Here is an 18,104-nt window from a genome sequence, read left to right as displayed (position 1 = left end):
TTCCATCTCGTCCCCCAGTGATCAAACCGTTTTGTCTGACGACCATAGCGGCTTGGAACCACCTGATCCCATCCCGAACTCAGAAGTGAAACAAGTCTGCGCCGATGGTAGTGTGGCACTTGCCCATGTGAGAGTAGGTCATCGTCAGACTCTTAATACCTAAAACCCCAGCTTCGAAAGAGGCTGGGGTTTTTTCATTTCTTCTGTAAATCAGCCTTTCGATTTCTTCGATTGCCCGAATCCTGTCGCGCAAAGCATATCGTCCAGTTCTGGTAGTGGCCGACCAATATAATATCCCTGTGCGTAGGCAACGCCGAGTTCTTGCAGTTTATAGAGGGTCTCGGCATCTTCCACAAATTCCGCAATGGTCTTCATGCCAAAGGCATTGACCATGTTGGTTAGGCTTTCAACGAACACCTGATTGTCGGGGTTATTTTGCAGATCTAGGATGTAAGAACCATCCAGTTTCACGTAACTGAGGGGTAGTTTCTTTAGATAACTGAATGACGAAAAGCCAACGCCGAAGTCATCTAACGCGACGAGCACGCCTGCATCGCTGATTTGTTGAAGGTTGTTGAGCACCATTTGGAAGTTTTCGATATAGGCGGTTTCTGTAAGCTCTACAACAACGTAGCGGGGTTCAACCCGGTGGGTTTTGAGTGTCCCCAAAAGGGTTTTCGGAAAGTCGGCCGATTGCAAAGTAGGGGCCGAAATGTTGATTGATAGCGTGTAGTCGGCGCCGGTTTTATGGTCGGTTGCAAGTTTCTTGATTGCGTTATCCAGTACCCATTCATCCACTAGTCGGATGAGCCCCATGCGCTCTGCCGCAGGAATAAAATCACTGGGGTATACCGCATTCCCGGCGAGATCTTTCAGCCTTAGAAGTACCTCATAATGACTGACGGTAGCTTCTTCTATCGCATAAATGGGTTGATAGTTAAGTTGGAACAGGTCGGTACGTTTAAGTGCTAGCTTTAATAGTGACGTAAGGTCGTGATCGCGCCTTAGGTTGGCTAGATCGTTGTTGTCGGGGTCAAAAATCTGCCATTGCCCGTTACCTTTTTTCTTGGCCTGGTACATGGCCATATCGGCATGAACAATGAGTTCTTGCTCGCTCTTTCCATGTGCATTGACCAGTGCTGCGCCTATGCTTACGTTGTATTCGATCGTTCTGTCTTCGTTGTCCAATATCACCTGTCCGTTCAGGTTTCGGGACAACTTCTCCAGGAAACTCTCAAGCTGCTGCGTGTCTATATGCGGTAAGATGATGGTGAATTCGTCGCCTGCCAAACGGCTGATTGAATCGCTAGCCCTCACGCTGGCACCTAGGGTTTTGGCAATTTGGATCAACACGGTATCGCCGACAGGGTGGCCATAAAGGTCGTTAATCTGTTTGAATCGATTAACATCGATAAAAATGACGGCGCCGCTTTTTTGGGTGTCGAGCAGGTTATGCAAATCGTGTTGGAAACATCTTCGGTTGCCGATGCCGGTAAGCGGGTCGTTATTGGCTAACCATTCTAACGCTTCTTCGTCCCGCTTCCGCTGGGTCAGATCAATGCCAATGGCGAGAACAGTGTCCCGACCTTTCTCATCTTCAACGATAGAGCGGGTCCAGTCGAAGTAGATGGTTACGCCCTGATCATTGACGAATTCGGCATCGAACTGAATAACTTCGCAGTCTCCCTTTCGCAGATGGTCCAATTTTCTGTGGTAGTCTACGGTGGCCGCATCGCTCGTAAACAAACGGGAAAAATTGCTCAGCGGACGTTTGAACTCCTTATCGAATCGCCCGTTGCTGGTACGAATCTCACCACTGGGTGTCATCGTGACGATGAACAAATGTGAACTGTCGATCAGCCTCTCGAGAAACGCTCTGGAACGCGACAGCATCGCAATCTGGCCTTCCAGAGAGAGGCTTTTTTCTTCTACTTCAAGGTGCAGGGTTTCCAGTTCACGGATGACATAACGGGTACTGCTTTCCAGCTGGGTCACTTCGTCTCGAAAATAGACCTGGCGCTTTGCTACTTTCTCCAGTGCCTCACGATACTGGTGCTTGGGTAACAAGGTAAGCGCCTGTACAACAGCCGTAAGGCGCCTAAGGGGCGTTAGCATGAAGAACAGCAGCACCATTTCGGAAATAATCAGTGCGAAAAGACCAATGACGACACTGGAAGTCAGAGTACTGATCAGCAGTTGGTGTTGCTGGGTTTGGTTGCTGACGGTCAGTAATATAGGTTTTTCCCCATAGGCCCAGTAATCGGCAAGATTGAGCTTATCGAACAAAAGGCGCGAACCGTTATGCTCGACCTCTCCGTTCGTGACCTCTGAAAAGGCTGTGCGCTCCTGGATCTGGCGAAGTTGCGCGAGTGATTCTTTAAAGTTGCTTGCAGCCCAAATTCGGAGCCGCCAGTTGTCGAGTATGCGTGTTTCTTCTCCGGAAGATTCGGTAATCGGAGGCAACAGTACGGCCAGATCCTGGCCAGAAATCTGATGAAAACGCAGGATGATGTCGGCCATGTTCTGAGCGCTCACGATCAGAGCCTCTTCACCACTGTTCAGGACAAAGGGCTCTACCACGAACTGCGAGCAACCGGTAAAACAGAACAGAAAGGAATCCGGAGAGCTTTCTCTGTTTGTCTTCATTGCTACCGAGATGGCCTCTTCGAGGGCCTTGGTGTTTCGAAATAGCTCGTGGTTGTAACCACTGGCAATATGAGTGCCATCCGTGCCGTATATCCCAATGAAATCGAGGCCGGTGTTGATGTTCAGTTGGCTCCACTCCTGTTGGAGAGCATCGGCTAGGGCAGAAGGCGCCTCTTTAAAGTTTGCTCCCTGAATGGCTGGAATTTCAGCGATTAGCTGGGACAGCTGAGATAGTCTCAGGAAATTATCATCCAGCAACTGCATCAGTAGCTGCTGTTGCTTTATGTGGTTTTCCTCAACGCGGTTATCATAGGTTTTCAGGGTGTTATACACATGGTGTGAAACCCAGGCACCGGTTATCAACAAAAATACGAGGCTCAGAAAGATTACCGCTTTCCATTTGACGCTCATGAACATGATCGTGCTTCCTGCGGATCAGAATTGGTAGTTCAATGACAGTACATAGTAGTTCCAGTACTTTTGAATCTGTTCGTTTTCAATGCCCTTGAAGTCGGGTAACCAAGCGGTTCCTTCGTTAAAACTTGCTTGTCCGATCAACAACCAATCATCAGCAAATTTCCACTGGCCGCTGACGGTCCAGCCTTTACCGTAGCTTCTATGCGGATTGTATTCGAGGCTGCTCTTACCATCGCCGAACTTCAGTTCTTCGTAGCGAACCAGCCAGGTTGTGCGGGTCGTCGCCAACCATTCAGCCTGAACGTAAAATCCATGACTTTTCTCGCCGTTCTCTACGGGCGAACCGACAATTTCACCGTCGAACTCGGCATCGAGGTGGAGATACTCCGAGGTGAGTATCCAGTCCTTGAGGCTGTATTGCACAGAGAAGGTCGCCAGAAGTGCTTCAAATTCTGCCGCTGTAATGTACCGGTGTCGGTTAGCCTGTACGTCGCCTGGCGGTGACATCATCATCCGCTGTTGTGCTTCTGCAACAGAGAGGGACGTATCAAAGTCGATGGTTGTCGATACAACGCTGGCACCGAGACGCAGATCGCGCAAAGCGGAAGGTATAAAATTAAGATTCAGCAGATAGATAGGCACATCGTCCGCGTCACCGTCTTCGAGAGGATAACCAAACGTAAAGTACTCGAAGTCTTCGCTATCGATTCCTCTACGGCCAATCGTGGCTTCCCATGTGAGCTGATTGTCGTAGATCAGCGCCGAACCGTATAAATTCAACCCGTCTGTAGACAGGAGAGGGTCGCGGAATGCGTCAAAATAAATGGAATCCGGCACGTTGTAGCCCGGTCGTGCTGATGGAATGTCTCGAATGGAATTGTAAAACCCGATGTTGTTTTTAACCCTCCCGACTCGCACTCCAAAAGCTGCATACTGATTGCTCCAAATCAGGTAGTCCGCTAAAAGGAAATCTACGCGAACATCACCGTCATCCAATTCGTCCCGTTGACGGCTGAGGATCTGGCCGGCGAATCGCAATCCGGAATGAAACTCGATATAACCGTTGAGGCCGATCTCACGGAATTTGACTGAGCCGTTATTGGCATCGTTTCCGGCATAGGGGTTGTCCGGGCTATACAAGGCTGCCTGATTCACAAACCCGTGTACGTGTATGGCCTCGTGAAATTCATGCGCACTGGAGTGGGTGCAAATCATAAACATGAGCATAAGCAGGTTTAATTGGTGTTTTCTCATTGTTTTTTCTCTCCCAGCACGTGCACATTCTCAACCGGGTAATCTGCCGAAAGGTAACCGATTGCTCCTGGCGTGGTTCGAATTTTCAGGTACATGTCACGTTCGGAGTTGACGACTGTTGGGGGTTTGCCTGTGCCGGTAAACAGCATGCGATTCCATATACGATCCATCTGATGAGCCTGGATTTTCAGGTGATTGACCACAAATTCCCTGTGTTTGGGATCCGTGCTCGGTAAAACAAAAACCTGAATCGGTGTGCCGTTCGGCCAGCGTCGGATTTGCATCGCGAATATTTGATTCAGGTACGATGTGTCAAAATTTCGGGTGGGAACGTCGTTGCTGATCAGCACTTTCGTTTCTGCGAAAGCACCCCCGCCAGAGAACAAGCCGATACACAAAGCCAGTGCAAAAGCAGGGGGTATCCGGTGCCATTTAAAATATTTTCGCATTATTGTATTTTCACGTTAGTAAACGATCGTTATGCGTTTAAAGCTTTGCGTACCGCCTCTGGCGTAATGGGGATTTCTCTTATTCTCACGCCGATAGCGGCGTGAATGGCGTTGGCGATAGCCGGTCCGGTTACTGTGGTTGCCGGTTCACCCAACCCGACGGGCACTTCGGTGCTATCTATAAACTCAAGTTCCATCTCGGGTACGTCTCTGATGCGCATAGGCGTGTAGGTATCCAGGTTTCTATCAACAGGCTCACCTTTCTCATACCGAGATCCTTCATGGAGCGCCATGCTTGCTCCCCATAATGCAGCGCCCTCAACTTGAGCCCGGGCACCATCGGGGTGAACGACTGTGCCTGCATCGGTTACCAGCGTCAGTTTCTCAAGTTTCACGTGGCCGGTATCGCGGTTTACATGGACTCTGGCCACACAGGCCGTCCATGTCGGCATATTGCGCTCCTGGCCGTAAGACGTGGCTACGCCGAGGCCGGTATCTTTTGGGAGATCTTGCCCCCAGCCTGAGAGTTCGCGAACACGCCGCAAAACGTTCGCTTGGCGAGATGCTCCGCCGACCGAATTGGGTGCTTCACCGGCGTTTTTACCCTCGGTTTTGAGCAGTTCCAGCCGGAATTCGATCGGGTCTTTATTGGCATGGCGAGCTGCCTCGTCCATAAAAGATTCAAGAGCGAAGTTAATCCAACCGGATCCGACAGACCTCAACCAACCGGGTCGGAAGGTTGCATTGGCAAGGTCGTTTGAAATGGCGCGTACGCGGTGTGGCCCCACGGTATACCAATGCGCAGCGCCCTGAATTGAGAAAGGATCATACGGTTCATCGTTTGCTCCTTTGGGCATAAAGAAGGGGGCCATCACTTCGGTTGGCCAACCTGCAGTGGCGTGATGCTCCATGCCTGAGGGTTTGCCGTTATTATCGAACGCCATACGCATGCGCTGATAAGACGCAGAGCGGGGGGAGTCAAAGCGCGTATCGTCTTCTCGTGTGAAGACCAGCTTGACCGGCTTACCCAGTTTTTTCGAGGCGAGGGCGGCTGGTACCGCGTAATCTCCGTTCAGTCGGCGCCCGAATCCACCGCCCAACATATAGGTACGCATAACCACCTTGTCTTCTTTTACTCCCAATGCCTTTGCGAGTACCGGAATGATCAAGGATTGCCATTGATTTCCGGTATGAATCTCCCAAACGCCCTCTTTTTCATAAGCCAGCGCATTCACCGGTTCCATTTGGACGTGGAGAACGGTGTGAGTGATGTAGTCCTGCTCAATGATATCCGCTGCGTCGTTGAAGGCTTCGTCTACGCCATCGTCCGGGAACATGATGGAGCCTTTGTCCGACGACTCGATCAGTTTCACGCCATGATCGAGAATGTCTTGCTCGCTGACATCGGCGGTATCTCCAGCGGCCCAATCGACCTTAACTTTCTCCGCGGCTTTATTTGCGGCATGGAATGAATCGGCAATAACCACGGCCCAGCCCGGGACTGTGTCGGTCGGATCCTCCAGAACGATGGTTTGTTGATAGCCTTTTATGGATTTGGCTGCGCTGTCATCAATGTTGTTAATGGTCGCGCCATAACGAGTGGGTGGAATAAGAGGTCGGCCATAAACCATACCGTCTACTTTTGCGTCCAGGCCGTAGCGGCTGGCACCGTCGGTTTTATCCGGTATATCCAATGCCCGGGATTCACGGCCAATGAGACGACGCTGGGTTGCCGGTTTGATGGGCATCTTCTTGAGGTCGTCTGCGGTGTAGGTACGGCTAAGATCGCCGCGGCTAACGATGTCGCCATAACTGATGGATTGATCGCCCGCTATAATTTGGCTGTTGCGAGCTTCGCATTGATCCGGGCTCACGCCGAGCAAGCGTGCCCCTTCTTCGATGAGGGCTATACGTCCGGCTGCACCGGCCTGACTCAGCGGTGTGAAATTTTCCCAAACAGACCAGCTGCCTCCGGTTACCATCAATCCCCATTTAGGGTCGCTGTCCACATGATTGAGTTCTACCATGGACCAGTCAGCTTCAAGTTCATCAGCGACGATGCGGGCGAGGGCAGTACCGACATGCTGCCCCATTTCGGCCTCGGCGATGTTAACGATAATGCGCCCGTCTGGCTCAATTTGATACCAGATAGTGGGCTCGAACGTACCGTCCTTAACCACATCTTCGGGTTGCGCAAAACTAAGGCCAGCACGGAAAAACGCTAGGGTAAATCCGGCTCCGGCAGCTCCAATCAGAAAACCGCGACGACTAACCCGCATGCCTTCATCGGAATCCTGGTCAGCTTTTGTTTTAACGCCTTCAGGCTGATTGAGATAACGATAGAACTTACTCATTAGCTGCAGCTCCTGTTTCCTGTGCGGTGTTGCCGCTGGTATTCATCTCTTTGGCGGCCATCTTGATGGCTTTGCGAATGCGCACATAGGCCATGCATCGACACAGGTTTCCTCCCATGGCGTTATTGATCTGCTCGTCGGTTGGGTTAGGGAAATCTTTCAACATGGCAGCCGCCTGCATGATTTGACCGCTTTGGCAGTAACCGCACTGGGGCGTTTGAGTTTCAATCCATGCTTTTTGGAGCGGGTGTTGTCCGTCAGGGTGCAAGCCTTCAATGGTGGTGATGGTTGCGCCAGATACTGCCGCCACCGGAGTAATGCAAGAACGAGTCGCACGGCCATTGACCAGTACGGTGCATGCTCCGCACATCCCGATACCGCACCCGTATTTTGTGCCGGTCAGGTCAAGGTCATCCCGCAGAGCCCAGAGAAGGGGAGTGTCGTTTTCAATATCAACGGTCACGGGCTGACCGTTGAGTTCGAATTCTGTAGCCATTCTACTTGCTCCGTTTCATGGTTACTTTGTCTGGGTTTAGGGGCGCTGGTCGCGAACCTGTTGCTCTAAATTTGCCCAGGCGGGCTGGTCAGTGTGGGTAGCCCTCAGATACGCCAGCAGGCTCGCAATTTGACGGTCGCTCAGAGCCTCACCGAAACCTGGCATCATTGCTTCCGCTATGCCTTCTTTAAGCGATACGCCATTTAGCGTTACCCGGATGAGATTGACCGGAGTGGGCGCGCTGATGGCGCTATTCAACGCCATGTCTGGGCGCAGAGTGTTGGGAGTTTCCGGTTCGTTATAATGGCAGGCAGCGCAAGCGTAGGTGAACAAGCGCTCGCCTTCATCCATCACGGTTGACGGGTTTTGGGTGTTCTGAACGGTGCGAATAGCGCTGGCTGAACGCTCGCTCGCTTGCTGCTCACCGGGTGCTTGGGCCAGATCGCTGAGCCAAACGGCTAAAGCTTTAAGATCGCTGTCTGGCGCTCGCTTTAATCCGTCATGAACAACATCCGCCATTGACCCGACTGCAACTCCGTGGAACGGAGAGCCACCGTTTCGCAGGTACTGGTAGGCTTCTGTTTCCGTCCAACCTGCCGGTGTAGGGTTGCTGGCATTCAGAGCCGGCGCGTACCAGTTGTTAATGATGGCGCCTTCCCATGCTTTGCCCGTATCTTCAGCTCCAAGCGCATTGCGCGGAGTGTGACAAGCACTGCAATGGCCCGGCCCTTCGGCGATGTAAGCACCACGGTTCCACTCGTCGCTTTTACTGGAAACGGTTTCGTAGCGGCCTTCATCAAAGAACAATAACTTCCAACCAGCAAGCAGTAGCCGAATGTTAAAAGGGAATTCCAGGGTGTTCTCGGGTGGCTCAGCCTGAATGGCTTGGCGAGACATCAGATAAGCGTATAAATCGGAGATGTCGTCATCCGGCAGTTTGGTGAAATGGGTATATGGAAATGCAGGGAATAGGTGCGAGCCTGATCGCGATACGCCTTCTCGCATGGCTCTGGAAAAGGCGCTTTCTGACCATTGGCCAATTCCAGTTTTGGGATCTGGCGTAATGTTAGTGGAATAGAGAGTGCCGAAAGGCGTCGGCATCGCGCGCCCGCCCGCAAAAGGCTTGTTTGCATCAGTTGTGTGGCAGGTTTCGCAATTGCCTAGCCCTGCCAGCACTTCGCCACGCCTGATTTGCTCGTCACTGAATGCGCCAGGATTGGCGGTGTTAATAGGGTCTATGGACGATTCCCAGGCAATTAAAAGGAAAATGCCGAGAGCCAGAGCGCCGAACGCGAGCAAGCCTCCAAGGATTTTTTTAAACACTGCTGTTCTCCTGTCTGGGCCTGATGGCGTTGCTTGGTGCACACCAGGCCGATGAGTGGCGACGGGATTTGAACAATAAGTGTAGTTAAAAATGAAGAGCTTGCAGGACTTTGGTGATATTAATCTTCCTTCGCCTTGACGATAACGCCGTGTTCCGGATCAAAATGCATTTGTTTTAAGCGGTCGACAAACCACTTCAGGCCTTTACCGGTGTTACCGCGGGGCCACGCAACCGAAATTTCAGAAGGTGGGCGAGGTGCGTCCAGAGTCAGAATCTCCAGCCGGCCATCGGCCAGTTCCTCGGTAATCCTGTGGTGCGGCAAATAGCCAACGCCAAGCCCTTTGCACTGCGCGTCGATTTTATGGTCGATGGTTGGAACGATGATTCTACTTCGGCCGTCAAGCAACCCCGATGAGCGCGCTGGTAGGTGTCGTGAACTGTCGGCTACGATAACGGTGGGGTAGTCTTGAATCGCGCTGGTCGGGATCGGCTGGGGCAATTCGGTCAGCGGGTGCCCCGAAGCTACCGCAAAATCGAAACCGACATGGCCTAATGAATGGATCGAAAAACCTGAAGATGGAGGGGCACCCGAAGCGCCGATGACTAAGTCGCATCGATCGTCGCTTAGGGCATCCCAGCTGCCGCCAAGAACCTCTTCTGTCAGTATCATCTCGGTTTTGGGCTGAATATGCTGGAATTCTTCGATGAGTTTGTAGAAAGGGGCGCAGTCAAGCACGCTGTCGATAGCAATTCGCAGCTCCACTTCCCAGCCATCAGCGGCCCTTCTGGCCATGGCAGTCAATTCATCGGTTGCCTTAAGAATTTGCCGACCTTGCTCCAAAACCAGTCGCCCGACCGGGGTGAGTTCCGCTTTACGCCGGCTTCGATCGAAGAGCGGGACACCCAGATCTTCCTCCAGCTTGTTGACCGTGTATGAAATTGCAGACGGTACCCGGAAAAGCTCTTCGGCGGCGGCAGCAAAACTGTGCCTACGCTCGATTGCGTCTAAAGTGAGCAGGGCATCCAGTGTAATCGGGGAAATCATAGTTCAGTTTTCCTGATGATATGTATCAAATCGTTCCGCTATTTTCTTAAAGTTCCAGAAACTATAGTACTTCCATCGAACAACGCAATTGAACTTTAAATGGAGATCACATCATGAACAACACACTCATTCAGCGCACTCTTGAAACCAACGATAGCCTGGCCGGTTTGGCACTTCGTATTCCTGCCGGCATTATATTTATTGCACACGGTGCCCAAAAGTTGTTTGGTGCATTCGGTGGATACGGTCTGGAAGGTACGGGGCAGTGGATGGCTTCTATCGGCCTTGAACCAGGTTACTTGATGGCGCTGGGTGCGGGTAGTGCTGAGTTCTTCGGTGGTATTGCGCTCTTGCTTGGCCTGCTGACCCGTCCCGCGGCCTTTGTGCTGGCCATTACGATGCTGGTAGCCATTTTGACGGTTCACGTGTCTAACGGGTTGTTTATGAGCAACAACGGTTATGAGTTCGGCCTTGCCCTGATCAGCATTTCGGTAGCCTTGCTGTTCAGTGGCGGTGGAAAGCTCTCATTGGATCGCAAGTTGCAAAGCTTGCTGAAGTAATCCGCCGGATTTGTTAGCTCGGGCTAGGGGCTGGTTGTCCTTGGCCCTTTTTATTTAAACGACAGAGGAGCCAAACAATGGGACTTCTTGTAGAGGGCAAATGGGTTCATCAGTGGTATGACACGAAATCTACTAACGGTCGCTTTGCCCGAAGTGAATCGCAGTTTCGTAACTGGGTAACTGCCGATGGCAGTGCCGGGCCAACCGGTGAGTCAGGCTTCAAAGCGGAAGCAGGCCGCTATCATTTATACGTTTCTCTGGCTTGTCCTTGGGCACACAGGACACTGATATTTCGCAAGCTGAAAGGGTTGGAATCGATGATTTCGGTGTCCGTCGTCAACCCGCTGATGCGCGAGCACGGCTGGACCTTCGATCCAGACGAAGGGGTGGTGCAAGACCCGATTCATAAAGCTCAGTTTATGCATCAGATCTACACCGCGGCCGATCCTGAATACACCGGGCGGGTAACGGTGCCCGTTTTGTGGGATAAGAAAGAAAACCGTCTGGTCAGCAATGAGTCAGCCGATATCATTCGGATGTTTAACTCTGCGTTCGACGGTATAGGTGCCAATCCGGGTGATTATTACCCCGAAGTGCTGCGAGTTGAAATCGATAGCATTAACGCTGAAGTCTACGATCAGGTGAATAACGGCGTCTACAAAGCAGGCTTTGCGACAACCCAGGAAGCCTACGAACAAGCGGTGTACCCTTTGTTTGAAGCTTTGGATTCCTTAGAGCAACGTTTATCGACCCAGCGTTATCTGGTAGGTGATACCCTTACCGAAGCCGACTGGCGCTTGTTTACTACGTTGATTCGTTTTGATGCGGTATATCACGGACACTTCAAGTGCAATCTCAAACAAATTGCAGATTATCCGAATCTGACCGATTACATACGAAAGCTTTATCAGTGGCCGGGCGTGGCTGAAACGGTTGATATGCAGCACATCAAGGATCACTACTATCGCAGTCACGGAACGATCAACCCGACAGGTGTCGTTCCGGTGGGGCCGGCGTTTGATTTCGATGCACCCCACAACAGAGCTCAGCTTGGCTAAGCCCAGTTGTTGAGTAATTAGAAGAGAACGGCTGTGGCACGTCTAGTGCCGCAGTCGCTACAGGCGAACGTTAACACCCAGCGTAACGGTTTCCCGGTCGTACTGGTAACGATCAATGTTGCTTTCGTTACTGAGTCGGCCAAGCTTAGTGGTGACGGCGAAGGTGTGGTCAAACTGGTATTGAGCGTTCAGATGATAGGTTAGCCGTTGGTCTGATCTCGTTATGGTTTCGCCGCTGTTAAATCGGTGTGCATGGGTGTAATCGCTTTGTCTGAAGCTCGCATCAGTGCCAACCGTAAAGGCACGGGTTATTGCATAGGAAAGCTTGAAACCTAACGTGTGCCTCATCGGAGATACGCTGAAAAACTCATCCCCGATGTCTCGATCTTTCCGATCGTTAAAATCAAACCGATACTGCAATTCACCCGACCAGTCGCCGTATCGCGCCCGATAACGGGTATCCAGCCGATAATGCTGGCCTTCGTACGCCTCAAATTGTGGCTTGTCGGCGAAGATTTGTTCAGCCTCGAGTTTAATCTGGCACCGTGCACTCAGCGATCTGGTAGAGCAGGATGGTGTAATCCACGCTGCGACCAGTCGAGCTCTTTGTTCCCGGGATGAATCGGCTAACCAAAGCTGGTCCCCCTCAAGGCCTAAGCTCATTCTGTTACGACCCGCATCATGATTCCAGGCGGTACCAAGTCGAAGCAGGTGCGTGTTGAAGTCGTCTTCTTCGAAATAATCCCGAATATAGAACTGAGCTTTCCATTTGATGGCATTTTTGCCGTCTTGATAGGCGTAACCTGAAGCGGCACCGATCGACTCGAGAAAGCCGTCTTCAAGCGTGCTGGCGGCCGTGTCCGGAAATAAACCTAAATTGTCTTCATAACCTGCGGCTAGCGACAAAAATGCCTGCCATTGCTTGGGCGCGGGGGGCGTGCTGCCGAGTTTTTGGAGCTGAGCGTGGGCGAGCTTAGTGAGTTTGGGTTGATCACTATTGGCGGCCACTACCTTGAAGTGATTTCTGGCCGTTGCTGAGTCGCCTTCAGCCAGTGCAATTAATCCCAAATTATAATGCGCTAAAGACGACTGCTTTGTGCCAACAAGCTGTGCAAACGCTTGTCGCGATCGACCGTATTCGGCCAGTTTGTAGTAGACCACGCCAAGGTTGTAGCTTAGAGAGAGTGACTTGACGCCTTTATTCTGGGCGGATTCGAGCAATTGTCTCGCTAAGGCTAAATCCCCTTGTTGAAAGGCCTGCACGCCAGAACGAAAATTCTGTTTTCCATCTTCAGGGTTGCCTGCCGCAACCGCGGAGCACACGCTCAAACCAAGAGTGAAAAGCAAAGATTTAGTGAGTCGAGACGACAAAAGAAGATCCCTTAATACTGGCAAGGTGCTGGCGCATTAAGGGATAGCTTATCGTATTAGCCGTGAGAAAGAGAAGGTACTTGTAGATCGCAGGTATTTTTCGTGATCGATCTCTGAAATATCAGGGCGTTGTTGTTTGCGGCAATTCGACCGGTGTATCGATGGGTAATTCCAAATCGGGATCCGGAAGATTGTCCGTAGGCAACTCAATGCTGGGCAACTCCGGCTCCGTCAATTCCAGTTCCGGCAAATCAGAGGGCTGCTCTTCAGGCAGTTCTAATTCGAGAGCGTCTCGGGTTTCCCGCGCCTCGGAAGCAAGAGACTCCTGCATTTCTAGAGCTTCGTTTTTGAAGTCGTCGATGTCGGGTGTTTCAAAGGATTCTCCAAGTGTCAGCTCGTTAACCGAATCTGGAAGTTCCATTTCCTGGACAAAGGAATCATCTAATGATTCATCGTCCATCACCATGCGCATGGTTACATCCAGATCCGGTTCGGCATTAGCCGCCCCAGAGCCGAGCGCCAAGCCCAATGCAAAGGCTGCGTAGATAAGTGGGTTTAGCTTAGTCATCATGTTGACGGCTCCTTTGTCTTGCCGATGTCGGCACGGAAGGTTTTCCTCTTGTTGCCATCATCGAGGTGTGCAACCAGCGTGCCTGCACCGGGGAAAAGTACGTTCAGCGGAAGCGCTAATAAGTTGTCGCCGGGCTTTAAATCAACCTTCCAGCTCACACGGTGCCGGCCGGGGAAAGGGGTCAGCTCCATATTGGGAGGCAACTCCAGCGTAAGGGTTACGTTTTCCACGGCTTCGTGAGAATTGAAGGCCAGTTTTACTGTTTGTTGCTTCGGCGTTGTGCCGGTCGTTCCTACCGAAGAAACTGACTCCTGCGCGACGACAGGTTGGTTTTCCGGGGTAGGGGTGGACAATTCGCCCCCAATAAAGACACCAACCACCAGCGCTGCGGCTATGGCACCGCTCCACGCAGGGATATGCCAGTGACGGTTGCCGGTCTTTGATTCGCCACCGGTGGCCGCCGCTAACACCCGGCTTTCAAAATCACGGGTAGGCTCCGGTATGGCCATGCCTTGGAGGCCTGCCTGGAGCTCCTGAGCTGCGCGCAATGCGCGTGCGCATGCAGTGCACGTGTCTGCATGCTGCTTCATGTCGGCCGTCAGGTCGCACTTGGCTTCAGTATCGATGTTGGTAATAAAAGTTTCGCAGTTCATTTTGTCCACCTTACTGAAGCTCACGTTGCCCACCTTCAAAAGGTTCCAGTTCTGCTTGTAAAAATTTTCGAAGCGTGGCCCGAGTGCGATGTAACCGAGATTTAATGGTGCCTACAGCCACTTCCAGAACCTCAGCAATGTCATCTTGCCGCCAGTCGTCCACATCGTGAAGAAGTATAAGTGTGCGCTGGTCTGGTGTCAGTTGGTTCAGTGCACGAGTCAACGCGACATTGTTTGAAGCCTGGGCCATGCCGGTAATGGGGTCGGCTGCATCGCTTGGCAAAGTGTCCAGGTAAGGCGTTGCCGATTCGGTGTCGTCCATTGCGCTGGTATTCACTTCCCGACCGGCCGGGCGTTTGCGGATTGAATCAACAAATTGGCGGTACAGCACCCGGTTTAGCCAAGGGCGTAACTGATCCACCGCCTCAAGCTCATCCAATTTTGAATACAGCTTCACCACCACATCTTGTACCAGATCTTCTGCATCGTGCTGCCGGCCCGTCAACCGATACGCGAAGGCATACATGGCTTTTAGATGTGGTTGTACAAGACGCTCGAAACGCTTTGATTTGGACTGGCGAAAAGGAAGCAGGGCCAATCGGGTACCTCAGTGATGCGCCGCTGAAAAATAACAGAGCGGTGATTGTTTTAGTTCTGAGCCTATAGTACCAGTCTGAGCGCTTTCAGGGTATCCGGATGGATAAAAAATTTTTCCAGAATTTTTATCTACCAATCAATGAGTTAATTACACAACTGGGCGGGAGCTGCGCGAAAAACTTGAAAAATCGGGAACCTTTGGCATTAGACCAACGTGGGGGCTACTAAAGGCGCATAAGATGCCGAATTACAAGAAACCCCGAGGTATAAACTATGTTCATCCGCAATGCCTTAATTGCCGCTATCTCTACGGCTTCACTGGGACTCACTGGCTGCTTGGACAGCGGTGGTCAAACCAATAAAAATGCTAACCCGGTTTACAAAATTAACGGCGGACCGAGCGTAGAGCGCGGTACCCACCCTTTATTTTCTCCTCTGGATACAGAATTCGTCATTCCGAGCGACGCGCTTTTTTATCTGAGTGATGTTGATGACGGCACCATGCTGAACGGCACCGATCCAGCTAACCCGGTGACCCAAGGTATCGGTTATCTTGACGGTGCGTCGGTTCTCGCTCCTATCGATATTAAGATCAGTGCCAGCCTGGACGCCGGGCAAACTCTGGATGCGAACGAATTTATCTTGTCCGAGGATGGCAAAACCATCCCGAACCCGAATCAGAATGTCTTCCTGATCCCCGTTGATTATGCCGGTGGCGATCCGCTGGAAAAGCTGGACGGCGAAGCGCCCGGTCTGACGACTGCCGCACGTTACCGGCAGGCGCTGAGGCTTCAGGAAGCAGGGGATACTGCCGGAGCTGAAGCAATTTTCGCCGAGCTGCGCGCCGAAAAGCTGCGTGTTGAGTTGTTAGATATCGACGGCGGCACGGACAATCTGATCCGCGTATTGCCACTGACACCGCTGTCCGAAAAGACTCAGTACGTATTGGCCTTAAGTGACTCGATTGTAGACGCTGAGGGTAAGCCACTGGTCGGTTCTGTTACTTACCAAAGTGTTGCCAACCCAGATCGCGTACTGTCGAATCCGCTGTATCAGCCATTCCGCGATGCCATGTTGCCAGCCCGCAAACTGGCTGCTGATTACTTCGACTTCAAGCGTGAGCACGAAGCATCGGCCGGCTTTAAAGCAACCTTCGCTGACATTCCATACGCCACCATGATTACCACCACGGCAGTGGATGATGTGCTGCTGGCGAATGCGGCGCCGGTCACTTATTTCAAGGAAATGTTGACCATCGAGCAGCGTAAGAGCGATCTGCAAAAGCTGTTTGACGGGTTTTATAACCTGAGCGGCCAAACGCTGGCGGAAGGGAGTGCAGCCGAGCAAAACTTGAACGCACAGCTATATGCAGATCTAACCGACTCAAGCTTTGAATATTATGATGCCGAGCTGGCCGCAATTCTGGAGGCCGCAAATGCGAACGGTGTTGCTGTGGCTTACGGCGATGTCATCGTCAACGCAGAGCGCGATCGCCGCTTGGCCCACGCTATTCAGGCAGCCGCAGCGCAAGCCAGTGACGAAAATATGGATGTTTCCGCAGATGCTCAGAGTATGGCGGATGCAGCTGATGTAATGCTGGATACGCCTAAGCCCAGAACAGTTAAGGTTTTCAGTCAGCGCCCCGGTGGTGATGTTAACCCGGCGCTGGAACAAGATCCTACGGGTGTGACACCGATAAACATTCGTGTTTATGAAGGCGAGATTACTCTGCCTTATTTCCAGGCATTGCCCGAAGATGGTGACGGGTCCGTGCTTAAAACCAGTAATTGGTTGCCAGCCGATTTTAGCGCTGACAATTCTCTTGATCAGGCCCCGTCTGATCGCATCAGTTACCGGTTCCCGTTTGCCGCTAAAACGGCTGATACCATCGTGCCAATTGTGGTTGCCGCTCCGTCAACGACGTCGCCAACTCCGACCAATGGTTTCCCGGTGATCATCTACCAGCACGCAGCTACTCAGGACCGGTCGGCGATTCTGCCGATGGCGACAGCAGCAGGCCTCACGTGTATCTCTAATACAGCTGACGATTGCTTTGTGACGATTGGTATCGACCAACCGTTGCACGGCATTTTTGAAGAAGATGGCGGAGCCGTCGGTCTAAGCCCAATTTCGACTCAGGCGGGCGCCTCTGCTGAAGCAACAGAGCGTCACTTCGGATTTGCGGCTGACGCGGAATTGAACGCAGTGCCCGCTGCGAGCCTTGAAGAGCCAGGCTCTGGAGATTTGTTCCTCAACTTCGCGAACTACGCCAATACCCGCGACAACATGCGCCAGAGTGCGATCGATTTACTCAACGTGAACGCATCGTTGCAAAATCTTGAAGATGCCATCAATGCGTGCTCCACGTGTGACAATACTCTGAACATCGACCCAACCCGCGTTTACTTTATGACGCACTCCCTCAGTGGCATGGGTGGTGCGGCAGTGCCTCACCTTACTAACGTGGCAATCGACGAAGGCAACAATACCGACTTGAACCGCATCCAGGCTTCTGTGTTCTTTAACACTGGTGGCAATTTCACGCGCCTGATCGAGAACTCTCAATCGGTAGCCCCTCGCGTATTGCCGGGTCTGGATGACGCTTCCGATGGCCTGCTTGCGCAAGGTCGTACCGAGTTGAATATCTACTTCAACGTGTTCCAGGCGCAACTGGATTCGGTTGATCCAACGGCATTCGCACCGTTCTATAAAGAGCAGCCTGTGCTATTGACTGAGATCGCGGGTGACCCGGAAGACCCTGAGAAGCCCACCGATAACACCGTTCCGAATGCCGCTGATGAAGAAGCTGCTTTGCCACCGCTTGAAACCACAATTGCCGAGACCGGTTTTGTGATCAAAGGGGAAAACATGCCGCTGGCGGGGACTGACCCTCTGGCCGCTGCGATGGGTGCTTCAGCCATAAAGGCTAGCAGCAATACCTTACCGGTCATTACCCGTTACACCGAAGGTGCGCATGGCAACCCCATTTCTGCCGGTACTAAGAGCGCTGAACCGTACTCCTCGAGTGCAGTCTTTAGTGAGATGACCGCACAGATGCTTGAGCTGTTTACTGACGGCACCGTCTCTGTTGACAACGGCTGTGTGGTTCAAGGAGTTGCCGGCAGCAACTGCGACGATCCCGAAAACAGTGATCCAGGTGAAGAGCCCGGTGACGGAAATGGAGGAGGAGACGGTGGTGACAATGGCCAGATCCCCATTCCGATTCCAGGGTTTTAATCAAAACACGTGATAACAGCGCCGCGAATATTCGGCGGCGCTCATAAATCTCTCACAACGACAACGATAACC

At 52.1% G+C, this 18,104-nt stretch carries 14 protein-coding genes and 1 rRNA gene; 4 read left to right on the top strand and 11 right to left on the bottom strand.

Features of this window, described 5'->3' with window-relative positions:
* Positions 1 to 34: 34 nt before the first annotated feature.
* Positions 35 to 150: ribosomal RNA gene (gene rrf / locus DOQ08_RS05475) — 5S ribosomal RNA — on the top strand.
* A 60-nt stretch (positions 151 to 210) separates the two neighbouring features.
* Here the strand turns inward: rrf and DOQ08_RS05470 are convergent.
* From DOQ08_RS05470 to DOQ08_RS05440, 7 genes are all read right to left on the bottom strand, one after another.
* Complete coding sequence (locus DOQ08_RS05470; RefSeq protein WP_114333848.1) at positions 211 to 3,063, bottom strand: bifunctional diguanylate cyclase/phosphodiesterase; 2,853 nt, start codon at positions 3,061 to 3,063, stop codon at positions 211 to 213.
* Between the two features lie 18 nt (positions 3,064 to 3,081).
* Entirely contained in the window at positions 3,082 to 4,317 is a 1,236-nt protein-coding gene (locus DOQ08_RS05465; RefSeq protein WP_114333847.1) for a hypothetical protein, read from the bottom strand.
* Positions 4,314 to 4,766: a type 2 periplasmic-binding domain-containing protein gene (locus tag DOQ08_RS15940; RefSeq protein ID WP_114333846.1), complete on the bottom strand. Its 453-nt coding sequence runs from the start codon at positions 4,764 to 4,766 to the stop codon at positions 4,314 to 4,316. The genes DOQ08_RS05465 and DOQ08_RS15940 overlap by 4 nt, the downstream gene beginning before the upstream one ends.
* A 29-nt stretch (positions 4,767 to 4,795) precedes the next feature.
* Positions 4,796 to 7,120 (bottom strand): xanthine dehydrogenase family protein molybdopterin-binding subunit, encoded by a 2,325-nt coding sequence (locus tag DOQ08_RS05455; RefSeq protein ID WP_114333845.1) that lies wholly within the window; start codon positions 7,118 to 7,120, stop codon positions 4,796 to 4,798.
* On the bottom strand, positions 7,113 to 7,616 hold the full coding sequence (locus DOQ08_RS05450; RefSeq protein WP_114333844.1) for a (2Fe-2S)-binding protein: 504 nt from the start codon (positions 7,614 to 7,616) through the stop codon (positions 7,113 to 7,115). Before DOQ08_RS05450 ends, DOQ08_RS05455 begins: the two co-directional genes overlap by 8 nt.
* Positions 7,617 to 7,652: 36 nt before the next feature.
* Positions 7,653 to 8,939: a cytochrome c gene (locus tag DOQ08_RS05445; RefSeq protein ID WP_114333843.1), complete on the bottom strand. Its 1,287-nt coding sequence runs from the start codon at positions 8,937 to 8,939 to the stop codon at positions 7,653 to 7,655.
* Between the two features lie 119 nt (positions 8,940 to 9,058).
* Positions 9,059 to 9,985, bottom strand: a complete 927-nt coding sequence (locus DOQ08_RS05440; protein WP_114333842.1) for a LysR family transcriptional regulator — start codon at positions 9,983 to 9,985, stop codon at positions 9,059 to 9,061.
* A 113-nt stretch (positions 9,986 to 10,098) separates the two neighbouring features.
* On the opposite strand from DOQ08_RS05440, the gene DOQ08_RS05435 reads away from it, so the two are divergent.
* Together DOQ08_RS05435 and DOQ08_RS05430 are read left to right on the top strand one after the other, a co-directional pair.
* A complete protein-coding gene (locus tag DOQ08_RS05435) occupies positions 10,099 to 10,545 on the top strand; it encodes a DoxX family protein (protein WP_114333841.1) in 447 nt (148 codons plus the stop codon).
* Positions 10,546 to 10,622: 77 nt separating this feature from the next.
* The gene (locus DOQ08_RS05430) at positions 10,623 to 11,603 is read left to right on the top strand and encodes a glutathione S-transferase family protein (protein WP_114333840.1); all 981 of its coding nucleotides are present in this window, start codon (positions 10,623 to 10,625) and stop codon (positions 11,601 to 11,603) included.
* A 57-nt stretch (positions 11,604 to 11,660) separates the two neighbouring features.
* Here the strand turns inward: DOQ08_RS05430 and DOQ08_RS05425 are convergent, their stop codons facing one another.
* From DOQ08_RS05425 to DOQ08_RS05410, 4 genes are all read right to left on the bottom strand, one after another.
* A complete protein-coding gene (locus DOQ08_RS05425) occupies positions 11,661 to 12,824 on the bottom strand; it encodes a heme biosynthesis HemY N-terminal domain-containing protein (protein WP_133297158.1) in 1,164 nt (387 codons plus the stop codon).
* Positions 12,825 to 13,095: 271 nt separating this feature from the next.
* Positions 13,096 to 13,545: a hypothetical protein gene (locus DOQ08_RS05420; protein WP_114333838.1), complete on the bottom strand. Its 450-nt coding sequence runs from the start codon at positions 13,543 to 13,545 to the stop codon at positions 13,096 to 13,098.
* Positions 13,542 to 14,198 carry an anti-sigma factor family protein gene (locus DOQ08_RS05415; RefSeq protein ID WP_133297157.1) on the bottom strand — a complete coding sequence of 219 codons (657 nt, stop codon included), beginning with the start codon at positions 14,196 to 14,198 and terminating at the stop codon, positions 13,542 to 13,544. The genes DOQ08_RS05420 and DOQ08_RS05415 overlap by 4 nt, the downstream gene beginning before the upstream one ends.
* 10 nt (positions 14,199 to 14,208) lie before the next feature.
* Positions 14,209 to 14,796 (bottom strand): RNA polymerase sigma factor, encoded by a 588-nt coding sequence (locus tag DOQ08_RS05410; RefSeq protein WP_114333836.1) that lies wholly within the window; start codon positions 14,794 to 14,796, stop codon positions 14,209 to 14,211.
* A 272-nt stretch (positions 14,797 to 15,068) separates the two neighbouring features.
* Here DOQ08_RS05410 and DOQ08_RS05405 point away from each other — a divergent pair, with 272 nt between their 5' ends.
* On the top strand, positions 15,069 to 18,032 hold the full coding sequence (locus DOQ08_RS05405) for a hypothetical protein (RefSeq protein WP_114333835.1): 2,964 nt from the start codon (positions 15,069 to 15,071) through the stop codon (positions 18,030 to 18,032).
* The last annotated feature ends 72 nt before the right edge of the window (positions 18,033 to 18,104 follow it).

This window comes from Marinobacter litoralis, assembly GCF_003336705.1.
GTDB lineage: Bacteria > Pseudomonadota > Gammaproteobacteria > Pseudomonadales > Oleiphilaceae > Marinobacter > Marinobacter litoralis.
Note: the sequence above shows the minus strand (reverse complement) of the source record. Positions and strands in the feature narration are given on the sequence as shown.